The sequence below is a fragment of the Streptomyces sp. TLI_146 genome (genome assembly GCF_002846415.1).
Classification (GTDB): Bacteria; Actinomycetota; Actinomycetes; order Streptomycetales; family Streptomycetaceae; genus Streptomyces.
Map to the genome: position 1 here is coordinate 5,298,111 of NZ_PJMX01000001.1, position 19,032 is coordinate 5,317,142.

Sequence of the window (19,032 nt, forward strand, 5' to 3'; positions counted from 1 at the left end):
GTGGAGAACCTGATTGCGCTGCTCATCGCGGCGCCTCTGCTCGGAGCGGCCGTCCTGCTGTGCGGCGGACGGCGGCTCGACGCCGTCGGACACTGGCTGGGCACGCTGCTCGCGGCCGTGTCCTTCGGCCTCGGTGCGGCGCTCTTCGCCGACATGCTGGGCCGCTCGGCCGACAACAGGGCGGTGCACAAGCACCTGTTCAGCTGGGTCCCGGTGGAGGGCTTCCAGGCCGACGTCGGCTTCCAGCTCGACCAGTTGTCGATGACCTTCGTCCTGCTGATCACCGGTGTGGGCACGCTGATCCACATCTACTCGATCGGCTACATGGAGCACGACGAGAACCGCCGCCGCTTCTTCGGCTACCTCAACCTGTTCCTGGCGGCGATGCTGCTGCTGGTCCTCGCCGACAACTACCTGCTCCTGTACGTCGGCTGGGAGGGCGTCGGTCTGGCGTCCTACCTGCTCATCGGCTTCTGGCAGCACAAGCCCAGCGCGGCGACCGCGGCCAAGAAGGCGTTCCTGGTCAACCGGGTCGGCGACATGGGCCTGTCCATCGCCATCATGGTCATGTTCACCACCTGGGGCTCGTTCGCCTTCTCGACGGTCTTCAACCAGGTGGGCGAGACCGGCTGGGGCCGCAACACCACGGTCGGCCTGATGCTGCTGCTCGCGGCCTGCGGCAAGTCGGCCCAGGTCCCGCTGCAGTCCTGGCTCGGGGACGCGATGGAGGGCCCGACCCCGGTCTCGGCCCTGATCCACGCGGCGACGATGGTGACCGCGGGCGTGTACCTGATCACCCGCTCCGGCGCCATCTTCAACCAGGTGCAGGACGTCCAGACGGTGGTGGTGATCGTCGGCGCGGTCACGCTGCTCTTCGGTGCGATCGTCGGTTGCGCGAAGGACGACATCAAGAAGGCCCTCGCGGGCTCGACCATGTCGCAGATCGGCTACATGATCCTGGCCACCGGCCTCGGCCCCATCGGCTACGCCTTCGCGATCATGCACCTGGTCACCCACGGCTTCTTCAAGGCCGGGCTCTTCCTCGGCGCCGGTTCCGTGATGCACGGGATGAACGACGAGGTCGACATGCGCAAGTACGGCGGTCTGCGCAAGTACATGCCGGTCACCTTCGCCACCTTCGGCCTCGGCTACCTCGCCATCATCGGCTTCCCGGGCCTGTCCGGCTTCTGGTCCAAGGACAAGATCATCGAGGCGGCGTTCGCCAAGGGCGGCACCGAGGGCTGGATCCTCGGCGCGGTCACCCTGCTCGGCGCGGCCATCACGGCGTACTACATGACGCGCGTGATGCTGATGACGTTCTTCGGAGAGGAGCGCTGGCGCAACGCCCCGACCCCGTCGCCGGCCGAGCCCAGCGTGGAGCCGGCCGCCGAGCACCGCGGCGAGCACGCCGAGCCGCACCCGCACGAGTCGCCCGGCACCATGACGATCCCGATGATCGTCCTGGCCTTCGGCTCGGTCCTGGCGGGCGGTCTGTTCAGCATCAACGAGTCGTTCGTGAAGTGGCTGGAGCCGGTCACGAGCTTCTCGCACGGCGACTCGCCGGTGAGCGCGGGAGCCGTCACGGCGGCCACCGTCGTGGTGCTGCTGCTCGGCGTCGGCCTCGCCTGGATGCAGTACGGCCGCAAGCCGGTCCCGGTCGTCGCCCCGCGCGGCTCGCTGCTCACCCGGGCCGCCCGCCGCGACCTGCTCCAGGACGACTTCAACCACGTGGTCCTGGTCCGCGGCGGCGAGCACCTCACCCGCTCGCTGGTGTACGTCGACCACACCCTGGTCGACGGAGTGGTCAACGGCACCGCGGCGGGGTTCGGCGGGCTCTCCGGCCGACTGCGCAAGCTGCAGAACGGCTTCGCCCGTTCGTACGCGGTCTCGATGTTCGGAGGTGCGGCGGTGCTCATCGCCGCCACCCTGCTGATGAGGGCGGTGTAAGGCATGTCGTTCCCCCTCCTTACCGCGACGGCGGCGCTCCCGGCGGTCGGCGCGATCGCCACCGCCGCCGTCCCGGCCGAGCGGCGGACCGCCGCCAAGTGGCTGGCGCTGCTGGTCTCGCTGGGCACGTTGGTGCTGAGCGCGGTCCAGCTCGTACGGTTCGAACCGGGCGGCGACCGCTACCAGTTGACGGAGTCGCACGCCTGGATCAAGGACTTCGGCGTCCGCTACGAACTGGGTGTGGACGGCATCGGGGTGGCGCTCATCGCGCTCACCGCGCTGCTGATCCCGTTCATCATCGTCGCGGGCTGGCACGACGCCGACCCCCTGGAGACGCACAGCAGCCGCTGGCGGCCCACCCAGGGCTTCTTCGCCCTGATCCTCGCCGTCGAGGCGATGGTGGTGCTCTCCTTCGAGGCCACCGACGTCTTCCTCTTCTACATCCTGTTCGAAGCCATGCTGATCCCGATGTACTTCCTCATCGGCGGCTTCGGCGACCGGGCGCACGAGCACGGGGACGAGGCGGCGGCCACCCAGCGGTCGTACGCGGCGGTCAAGTTCCTGCTCTACAACCTGGTCGGCGGTCTGCTGATGCTGGCCGCGGTGATCGGGCTGTACGTGGTGGCCGGGACGTTCTCGCTGGACGAGATCGCGGCGGCGCGCGCGAACGGCTCGCTGGACATGGCGACCAACACCGAGCGGCTGCTGTTCCTCGGCTTCTTCTTCGCCTTCGCGGTGAAGGCCCCGCTCTGGCCGCTGCACACCTGGCTGCCGAACGCGATGGGCGAGGCCACGGCCCCGGTCGCCGTGCTGATCACGGCGGTTGTCGACAAGGTCGGCACCTTCGCGATGCTCCGCTTCTGCCTCCAGCTCTTCCCGGAGGCCTCCAAGTGGGCCACCCCGGTGATCCTGGTGCTCGCGGTGATCAGCATCATCTACGGGGCGCTGCTCGCGGTCGGCCAGCGGGACATCAAGCGCCTGGTGGCGTACGCGTCGATCTCGCACTTCGGCTTCATCGTCATGGGCATCTTCGCGATGACCACCCAGGGCCAGTCCGGCGCCACGCTGTACATGGTCAACCACGGGATCTCGACGGCCGCGCTGATGCTGGTGGCCGGCTTCCTGATCTCGCGCCGCGGCTCGCGTCTGATCGCGGACTACGGCGGGGTGCAGAAGGTGGCCCCGCTGCTCGCGGGCACGTTCCTGGTGGGCGGCCTGGCGACCCTCTCGCTGCCCGGACTCGCGCCGTTCGTCAGTGAGTTCCTGGTCCTGGTGGGCACGTTCAGCCGCTATCCGGCGATCGGCGTGATCGCCACGCTGGGCATCGTGCTGGCCGCGCTGTACGTGCTGGTGCTCTACCAGCGGACGATGACCGGCCCGGTCAAGGCCGAGGTGCAGGGCATGCCGGACCTCAAGGTCCGCGAGCTCCTGGTGGTCGCCCCGCTGATCGCGATCCTGGTCTTCCTGGGGGTCTACCCGAAGCCGCTGACCGACATCGTCAACCCGGCGGTGCAGCACACCATGTCCGACGTACACAAGAAGGACCCCAAGCCCGTGGTGGAGGCGGCCCAGTGAGCACAGCAACAGCTGTCCACAGCCTGTGGACGACGGCGGCCGACGGCAAGGTGGACAAGATCCCGGCGCCGCACATCGAGTACGCGCAGCTGGCGCCCACGCTGATCGTGGTCGGTGCGGCGGTGGTGGGCGTGCTGATCGAGGCGTTCGTCCCGCGCAGGAGCCGCTACTACGCCCAGGTGTTCCTCTCCGTGATCGCGCTCGCCGCCGCCTTCGCCGCGGTGGTCGCCCTCGCGGCCGACGGATACGGCACGACGAAGGCGCACATCGCGGCGATGGGCGCGGTGGCCGTCGACGGCCCGGCGCTCTTCCTCCAGGGGACCATTCTCCTCGCCTCGATCGTCGCGATCTTCACCTTCGCCGAGCGCCGCCTCGACCCCGAGGCGCACGGCAACCGGGTCGACTCGTTCGCCGCGCAGGCCGCGTCCGTACCGGGCAGCGACAGCGAGCAGGCCGCGGTCAAGGCCGGTTTCACGACCACTGAGGTCTTCCCGCTGGCGCTCTTCGCGGTCTCCGGGATGCTGGTGTTCCCGGCGGCCAACGACCTCCTGACGCTCTTCGTGGCGCTGGAGGTCTTCTCCCTGCCGCTGTACCTGCTGTGCGCGCTGGCCCGCCGCAAGCGGCTGATGTCGCAGGAAGCGGCGGTGAAGTACTTCCTGCTCGGCGCCTTCTCGTCGGCGTTCCTGCTGTTCGGCATCGCCCTCCTGTACGGCTACGCGGGCTCGGTCCAGTACGCGACCATCGCGGACGTCGTCGACGGCACGGTCCAGACCGTGGACCCGGCGCTCGCGGGCACGATGGGCAACGACGCGCTGCTGCTGATCGGCGGCGCGATGCTGCTGATGGGGCTGCTGTTCAAGGTCGGCGCGGTGCCGTTCCACATGTGGACGCCCGACGTCTACCAGGGCGCGCCCACCCCGGTCACCGGCTTCATGGCGGCCGCCACCAAGGTCGCGGCCTTCGGCGCGCTGCTGCGGCTGCTCTATGTGGTGCTGCCCGGGATGCGGTGGGACTGGCGGCCGGTGATGTGGGGCGTCGCCATCGTCACGATGGTGGGCGGCGCGATCGTCGCGATCACCCAGACCGACATCAAGCGGCTCCTCGCGTACTCGTCGATCGCGCACGCCGGGTTCATCCTGGCGGGTGTCATCGCCACCAACGCGGACGGCATCTCGTCGGTGCTGTTCTACCTGGGCGCGTACTCGTTCGTGACGATCGGGGCGTTCGCGGTCGTCACGCTGGTGCGCGACGCGGGCGGCGAGGCGACGCACCTGTCCAAGTGGGCCGGGCTCGGCCGCCGCTCGCCACTGGTGGCGGCGGTGTTCGCGGTCTTCCTGCTCGCCTTCGCGGGCATCCCGCTGACCTCCGGCTTCACCGGGAAGTTCGCCGTGTTCAAGGCGGCGGCGGAGGGGGGCGCGGGGCCGCTGGTCGTGGTGGGTGTGATCTCGTCGGCGATCGCCGCGTTCTTCTACATCCGGGTGATCGTGCTGATGTTCTTCAGCGAGCCGAAGGCGGACGGGCCGACCGTGGCGGTTCCGTCGCCGCTGACGATGACGGCGATCGGCGTGGGTGTCGCCGTGACGCTCATGCTCGGTGTGGCGCCGCAGTACTTCCTGGATCTGGCCGGTCAGGCGGGGGTGTTCGTGCGCTGACGCTCCGCGGGGTGCGGATCTCGGCCGCGGCTCGTCCGTGGCCGGTCGCGCGGTTCCCCGCGCCCCTGAGATACACCGGGCCCCGGCACGCATGTCGTGCCGGGGCCCGGCGCATCCCACCCCCTGTGGATAACTTTTTAGCCCCTCTGACCTGCGGTTTCGTGTCCGCGCGAGGGGGATTTGGCCGGACTTCGGCGGGGGGTGTCGGCCCGGGCCCCTATCGTGGCAGGGGTGGCGGAGTTACGAGGACGACGGGCGGGGACGCAGTGATGATCGGGACGGACGAGAAGGGCGCGGCGGTCGAGAGCGAGGCGCTGCGGACGCTGAACCGCGTCTTCGGCTACGAGAGCTTCCGCGGCGACCAGGGCGCGGTCATCGAGCACGTGGTGGCCGGCGGCGACGCCGTGGTGCTCATGCCGACGGGCGCCGGAAAGTCGCTCTGCTACCAGATCCCGGCCATCGTCAGACCCGGTACGGGTGTGGTCGTCTCCCCGCTGATCGCCCTGATGCAGGACCAGGTGGACGCGCTGCGGGCGCTCGGCGTGCGGGCCGGGTTCATCAACTCCACGCAGGACTTCGACGAGCGCCGCACGGTGGAGGCGGAGCTCCTCGCGGGCGAGCTCGACCTGCTCTATCTGGCCCCGGAGCGGCTGCGCGTGGAGGCCACGCTCGATCTGCTCTCCCGGGCCAAGATCTCCGTCTTCGCCATCGACGAGGCGCACTGCGTGGCGCAGTGGGGCCACGACTTCCGCCCGGACTACCTGGCGCTCTCCATGCTGGGCGAGCGCTGGCCGGACGTGCCGCGCATCGCGCTGACGGCGACGGCGACGCGGGTCACCCACCGGGAGATCACCGACCGCCTGGTGATGCCGAAGGCGCGCCACTTCGAGGCGAGCTTCGACCGGCCGAACATCCAGTACCGGATCGTGCCGAAGAACGACCCCAAGAAGCAGCTCCTGACCTTCCTGAAGGACGAGCACGACGGGGACGCGGGCATCGTCTACTGCCTCTCGCGCGCCTCCGTGGAGAAGACCGCGCAGTATCTGAGCGACAACGGCGTGGCGGCGGTGCCGTACCACGCGGGGCTCGACGCGGGCACGCGCGCGCGGCACCAGTCCCGCTTCCTGCGGGAGGACGGTCTGGTCGTGGTGGCGACCATCGCGTTCGGCATGGGCATCGACAAGCCCGACGTGCGGTTCGTGGCCCATCTGGACCTGCCCAAGTCGGTCGAGGGCTACTACCAGGAGACGGGCCGCGCGGGCCGCGACGGCCTGCCGTCCACGGCGTGGATGGCCTACGGCCTGCAGGACGTGGTCCAGCAGCGCAAGATGATCCAGGGCGGCGAGGGCGACGAGGCGTTCCGGCGCCGGGCGGCCGCGCACCTGGACTCGATGCTGGCGCTCTGTGAGACGGCCGGGTGCCGCCGCGCCCAGCTGCTGGGCTACTTCGGCCAGGAGGCCACGGCCGAGAACTGCGGCAACTGCGACACGTGTCTGAACCCGCCCGAGACCTGGGACGGCACGGTGGCCGCGCAGAAGGTGCTGTCCACGGTCGTCCGGCTGGAGCGGGAGCGCCGCCAGAAGTTCGGCGCGGGCCAGATCATCGACATCCTGCTCGGCCGCAAGACGGCCAAGGTGATCCAGTTCGACCACGACGGGCTGTCGGTGTTCGGCATCGGCGAGGAGCTCTCCGAGGCGCAGTGGCGGGGCGTGGTGCGGCAGTTGCTCGCCCAGGGCCTGCTGGCGGTGGAGGGTGAGTACGGGACGCTGGTCTTGACGGAGACCAGCGGCGAGGTCCTCGGGCGCCAGCGCGAGGTCAGGCTGCGCTCGGAACCGGCGAAGCCGGAGCGCGCGCCCCGCGCACGGGCCGCGGCCAAGGCGAAGGCGGCCCCGGCCGACTTCCCGCAGGAGGCGGCCCCGCTCTTCGAGGCGCTGCGCGCCTGGCGGGCCGCGCAGGCCCGCGAGCAGGGCGTTCCGGCGTATGTGATCTTCCACGACGCGACCCTGCGGGAGATCGCAGTCGCCCGCCCCGGCTCGGTGGAGGAGCTGGGCACGATCGCCGGAGTGGGCGAGAAGAAGCTCGCGACGTACGGGGAGGGCGTGCTGGAGGTGCTGATGGGGGAGCAGGAGTAGCCGGGGGCGCCGGCGGCGCCCCCGCGGGCCTCACCGGCCCTCCCCTCCACGAGCCGTCGGCGCCCCCCCGGCGCACCCGTTACGCCTCCACGATCCGTCCCGTGACCTCGCCGAGCCCCACCCGGACGCCGTCCGGGCCCGGGGCCCACGCGGTCATCGTGACGACGTCGCCGTCCTCCAGGAACGTGCGCTTGCCGGTGGGCAGTTCCATCGGCTCCGTACCGTTCCAGGTCAGCTCCAGGAAGGAGCCGCGCTGGTCGCGCTCGGGGCCGCTCACGGTGCCCGAGCCGTACACGTCGCCCGTCCGCAGCGACGCGCCGTTCACCGTCATATGGGCGAGCTGCTGGGCGGCCGTCCAGTACATGCCCGCGAACGGCGGCTCGGCCACCAGCTGGCCGTTGAGCGCGACGGCGATACGGATGTCGAAGCCGCCCGGCACCTCGGCGTCCGCGTCGTCGAGGTAGGGCAGCAGCGGGAAGTCCCGCTCCGGCGGCGCCACCCGGGCGGCCGTCAGCGCCTCCAGCGGGGTGACCCACGCCGAGACCGACGTGGCGAAGGACTTGCCCAAGAACGGGCCGAGCGGGACGTACTCCCACGCCTGGATGTCCCGCGCCGACCAGTCGTTCAGCAGGAACAGACCGAAGACGTGGTCCTCGAAGGACGCCAGGTCCACCGGCCGGCCGAGGGCGGACGGGGTGCCCACCACGAAGCCCACCTCCGCCTCGATGTCCAGCTTCACCGAGGGGCCGAACACCGGCGCCGGGTCGGTGGGCGCCTTGCGCTGCCCGTGCGGGCGCGCCACATCCGTACCGGAGACCACGATCGTGCCGGACCGGCCGTGGTAACCGATCGGCAGGTGCTTCCAGTTGGGGGTGAGCGCGTCCCCGTCCGGCCGGAAGATCCGGCCCACGTTGGTGGCGTGGTGCTCGCTCGCGTAGAAGTCGACGTAGTCCGCGACCTCGTACGGCAGATGCAGGGTGACCGTGTCCAGCGGGTGCAGCAGGGGCTCTATGTCGGGCCGGTGCGCGGGGACCGTCACCCACGCGGTGAGCGCGCGCCGCACATCGCGCCACGCCGTGCGCCCGGCCGCGAGCAGCGGGTTCAGCGTGGGCCTGGCCAGCAGCGCCGCGTACGGGGAGCCGAGTGCGTGCGCGGCGGCCCCCGCGTCCAGGACGTGATCGCCGATGCGGACGCCGACGCGGCGGTGCTCGGGCGCGTCGGGCGTGGAGAAGACGCCGTACGGAAGGTTGTGCGGGCCGAAGGGGTCGCCCTCGGCCAGGTCGAGCGGGCTCTGCTCGGACATCTGTGCCTGCCTCGCTTTCCACGGGTGTGGAGGACACGTTACGTCGGCGATGGTTGCGTAGGCAGTGTCTAAAGAGTTCGTAATGTCCGGAAACTCCGTCTCCGGAAGGGGCGATTCCGCCCTTACCGTCCTTGCCGGGACACGAACACGGCGAGGGGGCCGTGCGTCCCTGGGGGGGACTGGTGTCGCGCAGCAACGCCCTGTTCACGGCCGACCGGACCGTGCCCGCACTGATCGTGAAGATCGGGAACTACCCGCTCCACCACGGCGGCGTCGGCGCCATCCGCAGCCTCGGCAGGCTCGGCGTGCCGATGTACGCGATCACCGAGGACCACTGGACCCCCGCGGCCCACTCGCGCTATCTGCGCCACGCCTTCGCCTGGCCCACCACCGGCCGCGAGGACCCGGACGCCCTGGTCGACGGGCTGCTGCGGATCGGCCGCCGGATCGGCCGCCCGGCCGTCCTCGTGCCGACCGACGAGGAGGCGGCGGTGCTGGTCGCCGAGCACCGGAAGGAGCTCGACGGGTACTTCCTCTTCCCGCCGGTGGCACCGGAATTGCCCCGCAGGCTCGCCAGCAAGCGCGGGCTGCACGAGCTGTGCGTCGAGCACGGGGTGCCCTCGCCCGCGGCCGCCTTCCCCGACAGCTACGACGACGTCGAGGACTTCGCCCGGCACGCCCGCTTCCCGCTGGTCGCCAAGAACCGCGAGGCGTTCGTGCGGCGCGAGCGGCCCGCGGTGCGCGGCACCACCCGCGTCGAGAGCCCCGCGCACCTGCTCGCCCTCGCCCGCGCATGGGGCGAGCGGCCGGGCGTGATCCTCCAGGAGTACCTGCCGCGCGAGGACGCCGAGGACTGGATCGTCCACGCCTACTTCGACGAGAACGCGGCGCCGCTCGCGCTGTTCACCGGCGTCAAGGTCCGCTCCTGGCCGCCGCATGCCGGGATGACCGCCACCGCGTACGCCGTCGACAACCCCGAACTGGCCCAGCTGGCCGAGCAGTTCGTGAAGCGGATCGGCTTCAGCGGGATCGCCGACCTCGACCTGCGCTTCGACCGGCGCGACGGCCAGTACAAAATGCTCGACTTCAACCCGCGGATGGGCGCCCAGTTCCGCCTCTTCGAGAACGAGGCGGGCGTCGACGTCGTGCGCGCCCAGCATCTGCACCTCACCGGCCGCGCGGTGCCCGAAGGCGAGCAGCGGGCCGGGCGCCGCTATGTCGTGGAGAACATCGACCTGCCCGCCCTCCTGGCCTACCGGCGCAGCGGCTACACCACCCCGCACGCGCCCGCGCGCCCCCGTGGCACCGAGCTGGCGTGGCTCGCCCGGGACGACCCGAGGCCGTTCTTCACCATGCTCGCCCGCTTCGTACGACCGGGGGCCGAGCACCTGTACCAGCTGTGGCGCGGCTCCCGTCGGGCGATGGCCGAGTAGCCGGGCGGGACCGGCGCGGCAGGCACCACCAGCGCCGCCAGCACCTGTGCGCACCACCCTGGGGAGGGGACCTTCACGTGATTCGTCCGGTAGCTGTCATCGGGGCGGGGCCCTACGGTCTGTCCACCGCCGCGCATCTGCGCGGACGCGGCCTCCCGGTCCGCGTCTTCGGCTCGCCCATGGTGAGCTGGCGCGCGCACATGCCCGCGGGCATGGTCCTCAAGTCGACACCGTCCGCGTCCAGCATCGACGCGCCCCAACGCGGCCACACCCTGGTCGACTTCTGCGCCGACACCGGGATCCGGCGCTACGAGTCCGACTGGGACCTCATCCCGGTGGAGGACTTCGCTGCGTACGGGCAGTGGTTCGCCGAGAAGCTGCTGCCGGACCTGGAGGACGTACGGGTGGTCTCCGTGGACCGCACCCGGGCGGGCCACTTCGAGCTGAAGCTGGACTCCGGCGAGGCCTTCGAGGCGCGCGCGGTGGTGGTCGCGACCGGCCTCGACGGGCTCGCCCGGATGCCCCGCGAGCTGGCGGCCGCGGTCCCCGACGGCCCCTCGGCGACCGGCCCGGTCTCGCACGCCTCGCAGCACGCCGACCTCTCCCGCTTCGCCGGGCGCGAGGTGCTGGTCGTCGGCGCGGGCCAGTCGGCCATCGAGAGCGCGGTGCTGATGGCGGAGGCGGGCGCGAGCGTACGGATCGTGGCGCGTCGGACCGGCGCCGTCCGCTTCGGCGCCGCCCCCGACCGGCAGCCCCGGCTCAGCCCCGACTCGCCGTTCGGGCGCGCCTGGTCGCTGTACGCGTTCTCGTACCACGCCACCCATTTCCGCCGGCTGCCCGCGCCCGCCCGGCACTATCTGGTACGCAGGGTGCTGGGCCCGCTGGGCGCGTGGTGGCTGCGCGACCGGTTCACCGGCCGGGTCGCGGTGACCGACGGGCGCCGAGTGGTCCGCGCGCGCGTCGAGTCCGGCCGCCCGGTCCTGACGTTGAGCGGCGGCACCGGCGCCCAGCGCGAACTGGCCGCCGACCATGTGCTGGCCGCGACCGGCTACCGCATGGACGTGGCCGCCCTCGACTACCTCGGCCCGGGCCTGCGCACCCGGCTCGCCACCTCGCGGGGCGCGCCGGTCCTGGACGCGGGGTACCGGTCGACCGTGCCCGGCCTGTACTTCACGGGTCTGCCGGCCGCGTCGTCGTTCGGGCCGGTGATGCGGTTCGTGTGCGGGACCGGGTACGCCTCGCCCCGGCTCGCGGCGTCGGTGGCGGCGGGCGGCTGAGAACAGGCTCCGAAGGGGGCGTCAGCCCGCCGTCCGGGGGATGCGCTTCTCCCACGTCCGGTGGAAGACGACCTCCCCGCCGTCCCGGCAGATCACCTCGTCCGAGGTGAGGAAGTCCGCCGCGTCGCAGGCGATCTCGGACCGCGAGGTGATGGTGACGTCCCAGGCCGGCTCCGGCCGGTGCAGCCGGATCGTCCAGTCCGAGCGGGTGCGCGCGGACAGCGGGTCCGACTCGTCGATCGTGTACGTCTCCAGGGCGTCCTCGGTGCACTCCAGGCCGTCGGGGTGGACCCGCGTACCGCCGTGGCGCGGGTCCACCTCAAGGCGCCACTCGCCCTTGGCGACATCGCGCACGACCAGCCGCTCCGGTCGGGGCTCGTCCAGCGGCTCGGGGGAGGCCACGCCGAGCGGCGCCGACTGCTCGGGCTCCTCGAAGGCGATCGCGTCGGCCGTCCGCTCCCGTACCGGCAGGGTCAGCGAACTGCCCTCGGGCGCGAGCGTGAAGCCCACCGAGTCGGCCTGCGGCCAGATCCACGGCCAGTACGCCGAGGAGACCGCGAGGCGGACGCGGTGGCCCGGCGGGAAGCTGTGGCCGATGCCGTTGAGGAGAAACGTCACGTCCTGGGTGGCGCCCAGCGGCCACGCGTCCGCCCGGTCCCGGCCCTCGCGCGCGGACAGATTGAGCGCGCCCCGCGTGACCAGCGTGGACGAGCCGTCCGGCGCCACGTCGCAGAGCCGTGCCACCGCCTGCCCGAACGGCACGTCCATACGCAGCCGCAGCGTCACCCCCGGGCGCCCGAGGATCTCCAGCGGCGGCCCGTCGTCCGGCACCGGGAAGTCGAACGCCGCCGAGTGCGCGTCCTCGGCGCGCTGGTCCGGCGGCAGGTCGCCGTCGCTGCCGAGCGGGCGGAAGCGGCCCGCGTCCAGGCCGGTGTGCTGCGGCGAGTCGACCCGGACCGGGGCGCCGCCGAGCGCGTACGGGACGGGGGTGACGTGCGGCGAGGGCCACGCCGGGTCGCCGACCCAGCGCCCGGGCAGCTCCTCGTACACCGTGGCGGGCCGGTGCGACTCGCTGATCCAGGAGCGCAGCAGCGGCTCGTCCATGACGCCGCTGTCCGCGCCCTTGAGCCAGTGGTCCCACCAGCGCAGGGTCTCCTGGAGGAAGCCGATGGCCGGGCCCGGCGGCAGCCCCCGGTCCGGGTACTGGTGCGACCACGGCCCGATCAGCCCGCGCACCCGGTCGGCGGGCAGGTGCTCCACCAGGCGCAGCACGCTGTCCCGGTACGGGTCGTGCCAGCCGCCCACCGCGAGGACGGCCGCGCCGATCGCCCCGTAGTCCTCGCGGACGCCGCCGTGCCTCCAGTAGTCGTCGCGGGTCTGGTGCGCCAGCCATGTGTGGACGTACGGCCGCAGGGACTCCAGGCGCGTCAGCCACATGTCCCGCCACCGGTCGCCGACGTACGCCGGGTCCGGCGGGCGCGCCGTGAACGCCAGCATCGTCGCCGCCCGGGCGTGCATGTCCACGGCGAGGACGGAACCTCCCAGGTAGTGCCCGTCGTTGTCATAGCGGTCGTCCGACGCGCAGACCGTGACGACCGCCTTGAGCGGCTCGGGTGAGAGGGCCGCGATCCGGAGGGAGTCGAAGCCGCCCCAGGAGATCCCGAACATGCCGACCTTGCCGTCGCACCAGGGCTGCGCGGCGAGCCACTCGACGACCGCGACCCCGTCCGCCAGCTCCCGCGCGTCGTGCGCGTCGCCCGGCACGCCCTCGCTGTTGCCGTGTCCGCGCACATCGACGCGCACGGAGGCGTAGCCGTGCCCCGCGTACCAGGGATGGCGCTGCCAGTCGCTCGGCGCGGTCCCGTCGGTGAGCCGGTACGGCCCATATTCGAGCAGCGCCGGCACCGGCTCGTCGGTCACCGGGCGCCAGGTCCGTACGTAGAGCAGCGTCCCGTCGGGGAGCGGAATGCGACCGTCCACGCGGGTGGTCTCGTACGGGAAGTCGGTTCTGATCCGCATGGCAGCCTCGCAGGACCTCAGTGGACGGGATACAGGGTGCCGGTGTCGGGCACGGTGTCGGTGGTCGGTCCGGACAAAAGGTCCACTCCTGATCGTATGAGCCGATCACGAACATACCGGGGTCCATCGGGCTGTGCGCGAGGGGTGACGGGAAGGCGCCAGCGGTGATCGAACAGCGACCGGATACGCTGACTTGAGTGAAGGCAGCGACACATCGACAATCCGTGTGATCGTCAGCAGACAGGAGTACCCCTCGTGACCGTCGTCGGGCCGTTCGGGCTGAGCGTGCGGGACCAGGCTCTTGAAGCCGATGTCCAGACCGGATTGGCGGCAGTCGAGGCGGGCCTGCTCGACGCCACCAAGAGCGAGGTCCCCTTCATCACGGAGGCCGCGCAGCACCTGGTGCGCGCGGGCGGCAAACGCTTCCGGCCGCTGCTCGTGATGCTCGCCGCGCAGTTCGGCGACCCCTACGCGCCGGGTGTCGTGCCCTCGGCGGTGGTGGTCGAGCTGACGCATCTGGCGACGCTGTACCACGACGACGTCATGGACGAGGCCGAGGTGCGGCGCGGGGTGCCCAGCGCCAACGTCCGCTGGGGCAACTCGGTCGCGGTCCTCACCGGCGACTTCCTGTTCGCCCGCGCCTCGCACATACTGGCCGACCTGGGCCCGGAGGCCGTGCGCATCCAGGCCGAGGCGTTCGAACGGCTGGTCACCGGCCAGATCCTGGAGACCGCGGGTCCGCGCGACGGCCGCGACCCGGTGGACCACTACCTCGACGTGCTCGCGGGCAAGACCGGCTCGCTGGTCGCCGTCTCGGGCCGGTTCGGCGCGATGATGTCGGGCGCCGACGAGTCGGTCGTGGACATCCTCACCCAGTACGGCGAGCGGCTCGGCACCGCGTTCCAGCTGGCCGACGACGTCCTGGACATCGCCAGCGACTCGCACGAGTCCGGCAAGACCCCCGGCACGGACCTGCGCGAGGGCATTCCGACGCTGCCGGTCCTGCACCTGCGGGCGCAGGCCGCCCAGTACGGCCGTCCGGAGGACCTGGAGCTCGTTGAACTGCTCGACGGCGACCTGACGGACGACGCCCGGCACGCCGAGACGCTGCGCCGCCTGCGGGTGCACCCTGCCCTTGAGCAGGCCCGCAGGGACACCGTGCGGTACGCGGAGGAGGCCCGCACCACGCTGGCGCCCCTGCCGGAGTGCTACGCGAAGTCGGCTCTGGAGGAGCTGTGCGACGCGGTGGTGCACCGGGCGGGGTAGGGGTTCAGTACCCGGATCCGCCCGGGGGCGTCATGACGCCACCCGAGGTCGTGCCGCCGCCCGTGTCGGCCGTGGCCTTCGCCCCGGTGGGGGTGATCGCGAACCAGGTGCCGCCGGCGCCCTGCCCGTACGCCTCGCGGGGCCCGTCGTCCTTGGCGTACCGGTAGAGCGGCCAGCCCGCGAGGGTCAGCTGCTTGGTGCCGTCCGGGCGGGTGACCTGGCCGACCAGGGCCTTGTCGATGCCCTTGACGCTCAGCGCGTCGGTGGCGGGGGCCGGGGGCCAGATCGCGGCGCAGGCGGCCAGGCAGTTCGAGTGGGACGGCTTCGCGGTGTCCTTGTCGAAGCGGTAGAGGACGTAACCGTTGCTGTCGGTGACGACCGTGCCGACCTTGTCGACCTCGGTGGCGCTGAGGGTGGGGGCGGCCGGGTTCGGGGTCGCGGGGGCCGTCGTGCCGGTCGACGGCTTCTCGGTCTTGCTGTCGTTGCTGCTTCCGCACCCCGTGGCGGCCAGCGCGAGGACGGCTGTCCCGGCGGCCGCGCCGACGGCGATGCGGTGGACGGTGAGCATGGCGATCCCCTTTGGTGGTGCCGGTTGCTCTCACTCAGGTGTACGGATTCCGGCCCAAAGCGACTCGAACACCCGATCTGCCAATAGTGTGACCCAGGTCACACTATTGGGTGCTCGGTAACGCTGTGCAATCACTTGCATGCCTGGTGAAACAGTAGTGAACCGGACCCGCAACCGCATGTCGGCCGCGTGCCGGTCGTGTGCAGGCTGCGTGGCTGAAGGTCGCTCAGTCGGGAGCGTGTCGCGGTCTGTTGGCGATGGCGGGAAGCAATCCCGTCTGACCTCGGCGGAGTTGACGCTTCTGACAGGTACGCGACGTACAACCCCTACTGGTCGGGGGAGGTCCCGCGCCTCGGTGTCATCCCAGAGAGGTACACGAGGTTGCTCCCGAGGGGTGACGCCCGACGGCGGCTGATTTGGTCAGATTGAGAACACCACTCCTGACCAATTCGGGTGAGAATGGCGGCGCGGGGTGGACAGAGCGCAGCACTACGGACGGACGCCGCCGACCACGGAGGTAAGGCACACATGGCACCGAACGACAGCGCACACACCACCGAGGAGGCCAGGGACCTCGTCGCGGGCCGCCGCAAGGCCGCGCGGTATCTGGTCCCGGTCGGGGTGGCGGGGGTGGCGGCCGCGACCATCGGGCTGGTCCCGGCGCTCGCGGCTTCAGGTGACCCCGATCTGCCGAAGATCAGCGCACAGCAGCTCATCGAGAAGATCGCCGCGTCGGACGCCCAGCAGCTCTCCGGCACGGTGAAGATCAAGACGGACCTGGGCCTCCCGTCCTTCGGCGGCCTCGGCTCCTTCGCCCCCAAGGGCGGCGACGGCAAGGGCGGCTCCGCCTCGCCCGACAGCAAGCTGATGGAGCTGGCCTCCGGCTCGCACACCCTGCGGGTCGCGGCCGACGGCCCGGACAAGCAGAAGCTGTCGGTGCTCGACAAGGCGTCGGAGTACAGCGTCGTCCACAGCGGGGATGACGTATGGGCGTACGACAGCGCCTCGAACGAGGTGTACCACTCGAAGCGGGCCGGCGACGGCAAGAAGGGGCTCGGGGGCGACGCGGCCAAGCGCCACGGCCACCCCGGCAAGGCCCCGGAGTCGCTGCCGACCACGCCCAAGGCGCTGGCCGAGCAGGCCCTCAAGGCGGTCGACCCGACCACCTCGGTGACCGTCGACGGCACCTCCCAGGTGGCGGGCCGGGACGCCTACCAGCTGGTGATCAAGCCGAAGCAGTCCGGTACGACGGTCGGCGCGATCCGGATCGCGGTCGACGCGAAGAACGGTGTGCCGCTGAAGTTCACGCTCGCGCCGTCCGGCGGGGGCAAGGCCGTGATCGACGCGGGCTTCACCAAGGTCGACTTCGGCAAGCCGTCCGCCTCGACCTTCGACTTCACCCCGCCGAAGGGCGCGAAGGTCACCGAGGACGACGGCAAGAGGCACGCGGACCAGGGCGGCCCGGGCTTCAAGGGCTCGCCGGGCGGCGAGTTCAAGGGCGCCGACGTCATCGGGAAGGGCTGGAACTCCATCGCCCGCCTCGACGTTCCAGGAGGTAAGGGCATCCCGACCGCACCTTCCGGCAAGGGCGGCAAGGGCGATGTCCCGCCGGAGGCCCGGAAGTTCCTCGACTCCCTGGGCGACAAGGTCACGGGCAAGTTCGGCTCGGGCACGGTCTTCAAGACCCGTCTGATCAACGTGCTGGTGACGGACGACGGGAAGGTGTTCGTGGGCGCGGTGAACAAGGATGCGCTGGTGAACGCGGCGAACGCGGCGAAGTAGTCAGGGCGAGGGGGGACTTGGGTCCCCCCTCGCGACCCCCCGGATCCCAGCGGCGGCCGCCGAGGGATGCGGGGTGAAGCACCAGCCAAGGGAAGGGGCGGGGTGGGGAACTCTCCATCGGTGATCGAGACCCGCGGTCTCAGCAAGCGCTACCGAGGCGGCCAACTGGCCGTCGACGGCCTGGATCTCACCGTCCCCAGCGGCAGCATCTTCGGCTTCCTCGGCCCCAACGGCTCGGGCAAGACGACCACCATCCGCATGCTGATGGGCCTGATCGAGCCGACCTCCGGCACGGCCCGGGTCCTCGGCAGCCCCATGCCCCGCGCGGGGCGCACGGTCCTGCCACAGGTGGGCGCCCTGATCGAGGGCCCCGCGCTGTACGGCTTCCTGTCCGGCCGCGACAACCTCGTACGGTACGACTCGGCCGATCCCACCGCCGACCCCCGCACCCGCGCGAGCCGGGTCGCCCACGCGCTGGACCGGGTCGGCCTCGCCGCCGCCTCCGGCAAGAAGGCGCGGGCGTACTCGCTGGGCATGAAGCAGCGGCTCGGGCTCGCGGCCGCGCTGCTCCAGCCCCGCAAGCTGCTGGTCCTGGACGAGCCGACCAACGGCCTCGATCCCCAGGGCATGCGGGAGATCCGCGCCCTGGTGCGGGAGCTCGCGGCCGACGGCACCACGGTCTTCCTCTCCTCGCACCTCCTGGACGAGATCGAGCAGGTCTGCACGCACGCGGCGGTGATGACCCGGGGCCGTCTTGTCGTCCAGGGCGAGGTCGCCGAGCTCGCGGCGGGCAACCGGGGCCGGCTCGCCGTCACCACCCCGGACCCAGCCGACGCGGCCCGGCTGCTCAAGGAGCGCGGGGTCGCGGACGTGACCGTGGACGGGGACCGGGTGACGGGCGAAGTCCCGCCGGACGACGTGGAACTGGCGGAACTCAACGCCGCGCTGGTGCACGGCGGCGTACGGGTGAGGGCCTTCGGGGTCGAACGGGCCTCGCTGGAGGACGCGTTCGTGGCACTGACGGGGGAGGGGTTCGATGTCGCGGGCTGAGGTGAACGCCGCGCAGGACGTGCCGATGCCGGCGGTTCCGGCCGGCCCGGATGCCGCACGGGGCGCGGCGGACCAGAGCGCCCCGGACCTGCCGGGGCTCGCGGCGGTCCGACGCCCCAGCCCCCTGTGGGCGCTCGGGCTGTTCCGGTCCGAGCTGGTCACCGTCGTGCGGCGGTGGCGCACCCTCGCGCTGCTCGGGGTGCTGGCGGCGGTCCCGATCCTCATCGGCATCGCCGTGAAGATCGAGACCCGTGACGGCGGCACGGCCGGTCCCAGCGGCGGTGACGGCCCGGCCTTCATCTCGCAGGTCACCAACAACGGGCTCTTCCTCGTCTTCGCGGGGCTCGCCGCGACCCTGCCCGTGTTCCTGCCGATGGCGATCGGCGTGGTCGCGGGCGATTCGATAGCGGGCGAGGCCAACAGCGGCACCCTGCGCTATCTGCTGGTCGCCCCGGCGGGCCGCACCCGGCTGCTGCTCGCCAAGTACGCGTCGGTGCTCGCGTTCTGCCTGCTGGCGACGCTGGTCGTGGCGGCTTCCGCGCTCGCCGTGGGCGCGCTGCTCTTCCCGCTCGGCGAGGTCACGACCATCTCGGGCACCCAGATATCGTTCGCGGACGGGCTGCTGCGGGCGCTCGCGATCGCCGGGCTGGTGGCCCTGTCGCTGACCGGCATGGCCGCGCTCGGCCTGTTCATCTCCACCCTCACCGGCAGTGGCGTCGCGGCGATGGCGGCGACGGTCGGCCTGCTGATCACCGTGCAGATCCTGGACCAGATCCCCCAGCTGCACGCGATACACCCGTATCTCTTCCCGCACTACTGGCTGTCCTTCGCGGACCTGTTGCGGGTGCCGGTCTACTGGGACCAGCTGGTGAAGAACCTGGAGCTTCAGGCGCTGTACGTGGCGGTCTTCGGCTCGGCGGCCTGGGCGCGCTTCACGGCGAAGGACATCACGGCCTGAGCGACGCGAGTCCGCGAGGAGGGCGGATCCTAGGGAAAGGACGGTCGTGCGAGCCGACCCCCGTGGCGGC

The 19,032-nt window shown here is 71.7% G+C and carries 13 protein-coding genes; 10 read left to right on the forward strand and 3 right to left on the reverse strand.

The window, feature by feature from the left end; all coding sequences use genetic code 11:
* The 4 genes from nuoL to recQ all read left to right on the forward strand — a co-directional run bounded on the left by nuoL (window position 1) and on the right by recQ (window position 7,306).
* The gene (gene nuoL / locus BX283_RS23745; protein ID WP_101389539.1) at window positions 1-1,947 is read left to right on the forward strand and encodes an NADH-quinone oxidoreductase subunit L; all 1,947 of its coding nucleotides are present in this window, start codon (window positions 1-3) and stop codon (window positions 1,945-1,947) included.
* A gap of 3 nt (window positions 1,948-1,950) precedes the next feature.
* Complete coding sequence (locus BX283_RS23750) at window positions 1,951-3,522, forward strand: NADH-quinone oxidoreductase subunit M (protein WP_101389540.1); 1,572 nt, start codon at window positions 1,951-1,953, stop codon at window positions 3,520-3,522.
* Complete coding sequence (gene nuoN / locus BX283_RS23755) at window positions 3,519-5,174, forward strand: NADH-quinone oxidoreductase subunit NuoN (protein WP_101389541.1); 1,656 nt, start codon at window positions 3,519-3,521, stop codon at window positions 5,172-5,174. Before BX283_RS23750 ends, nuoN begins: the two co-directional genes overlap by 4 nt.
* A gap of 269 nt (window positions 5,175-5,443) precedes the next feature.
* Entirely contained in the window at window positions 5,444-7,306 is a 1,863-nt protein-coding gene (recQ, locus tag BX283_RS23760; RefSeq protein ID WP_101389542.1) for a DNA helicase RecQ, read from the forward strand.
* Window positions 7,307-7,385: 79 nt separating this feature from the next.
* On the opposite strand, the gene fahA is transcribed toward recQ, so the two are convergent.
* Window positions 7,386-8,609 carry a fumarylacetoacetase gene (fahA, locus tag BX283_RS23765; protein ID WP_101389543.1) on the reverse strand — a complete coding sequence of 408 codons (1,224 nt, stop codon included), beginning with the start codon at window positions 8,607-8,609 and terminating at the stop codon, window positions 7,386-7,388.
* A gap of 182 nt (window positions 8,610-8,791) precedes the next feature.
* Here fahA and BX283_RS23770 point away from each other — a divergent pair, with 182 nt between their 5' ends.
* Together BX283_RS23770 and BX283_RS23775 are read left to right on the forward strand one after the other, a co-directional pair.
* Window positions 8,792-10,042: an ATP-grasp domain-containing protein gene (locus BX283_RS23770; RefSeq protein WP_373979284.1), complete on the forward strand. Its 1,251-nt coding sequence runs from the start codon at window positions 8,792-8,794 to the stop codon at window positions 10,040-10,042.
* A 77-nt stretch (window positions 10,043-10,119) separates the two neighbouring features.
* Window positions 10,120-11,319, forward strand: a complete 1,200-nt coding sequence (locus tag BX283_RS23775; RefSeq protein WP_101389544.1) for an FAD-dependent oxidoreductase — start codon at window positions 10,120-10,122, stop codon at window positions 11,317-11,319.
* Window positions 11,320-11,340: 21 nt separating this feature from the next.
* Here the strand turns inward: BX283_RS23775 and BX283_RS23780 are convergent, their stop codons facing one another.
* Window positions 11,341-13,338: a CocE/NonD family hydrolase gene (locus tag BX283_RS23780; protein WP_101389545.1), complete on the reverse strand. Its 1,998-nt coding sequence runs from the start codon at window positions 13,336-13,338 to the stop codon at window positions 11,341-11,343.
* Window positions 13,339-13,593: 255 nt separating this feature from the next.
* Here BX283_RS23780 and BX283_RS23785 point away from each other — a divergent pair, with 255 nt between their 5' ends.
* Complete coding sequence (locus tag BX283_RS23785; protein WP_101389546.1) at window positions 13,594-14,604, forward strand: polyprenyl synthetase family protein; 1,011 nt, start codon at window positions 13,594-13,596, stop codon at window positions 14,602-14,604.
* A 4-nt stretch (window positions 14,605-14,608) separates the two neighbouring features.
* Here the strand turns inward: BX283_RS23785 and BX283_RS23790 are convergent, their stop codons facing one another.
* Window positions 14,609-15,172 carry a hypothetical protein gene (locus BX283_RS23790; protein ID WP_101389547.1) on the reverse strand — a complete coding sequence of 188 codons (564 nt, stop codon included), beginning with the start codon at window positions 15,170-15,172 and terminating at the stop codon, window positions 14,609-14,611.
* A 528-nt stretch (window positions 15,173-15,700) separates the two neighbouring features.
* On the opposite strand from BX283_RS23790, the gene BX283_RS23795 reads away from it, so the two are divergent.
* From BX283_RS23795 to BX283_RS23805, 3 genes are all read left to right on the forward strand, one after another.
* Window positions 15,701-16,954 carry an outer membrane lipoprotein carrier protein LolA gene (locus tag BX283_RS23795; RefSeq protein WP_101389548.1) on the forward strand — a complete coding sequence of 418 codons (1,254 nt, stop codon included), beginning with the start codon at window positions 15,701-15,703 and terminating at the stop codon, window positions 16,952-16,954.
* A 66-nt stretch (window positions 16,955-17,020) separates the two neighbouring features.
* Complete coding sequence (locus BX283_RS23800; RefSeq protein ID WP_101389549.1) at window positions 17,021-18,004, forward strand: ABC transporter ATP-binding protein; 984 nt, start codon at window positions 17,021-17,023, stop codon at window positions 18,002-18,004.
* Window positions 17,991-18,962, forward strand: a complete 972-nt coding sequence (locus BX283_RS23805) for an ABC transporter permease (protein WP_180357236.1) — start codon at window positions 17,991-17,993, stop codon at window positions 18,960-18,962. The genes BX283_RS23800 and BX283_RS23805 overlap by 14 nt, the downstream gene beginning before the upstream one ends.
* The last annotated feature ends 70 nt before the right edge of the window (window positions 18,963-19,032 follow it).

Excerpts from the sequence above, each read along its gene's own strand:
- BX283_RS23790 (WP_101389547.1), bottom strand. The coding sequence starts at position 15,172 with ATGCTCACCGTCCACCGCATCGCCGTCGGCGCGGCCGCCGGGACAGCC.
- BX283_RS23805 (WP_180357236.1), top strand. The coding sequence starts at position 17,991 with ATGTCGCGGGCTGAGGTGAACGCCGCGCAGGACGTGCCGATGCCGGCG.
- BX283_RS23780 (WP_101389545.1), bottom strand. The coding sequence starts at position 13,338 with ATGCGGATCAGAACCGACTTCCCGTACGAGACCACCCGCGTGGACGGT.
- BX283_RS23795 (WP_101389548.1), top strand. The coding sequence starts at position 15,701 with ATGGCACCGAACGACAGCGCACACACCACCGAGGAGGCCAGGGACCTC.
- BX283_RS23800 (WP_101389549.1), top strand. The coding sequence starts at position 17,021 with ATGCGGGGTGAAGCACCAGCCAAGGGAAGGGGCGGGGTGGGGAACTCT.
- BX283_RS23750 (WP_101389540.1), top strand. The coding sequence starts at position 1,951 with ATGTCGTTCCCCCTCCTTACCGCGACGGCGGCGCTCCCGGCGGTCGGC.
- recQ (WP_101389542.1), top strand. The coding sequence starts at position 5,444 with ATGATCGGGACGGACGAGAAGGGCGCGGCGGTCGAGAGCGAGGCGCTG.
- fahA (WP_101389543.1), bottom strand. The coding sequence starts at position 8,609 with ATGTCCGAGCAGAGCCCGCTCGACCTGGCCGAGGGCGACCCCTTCGGC.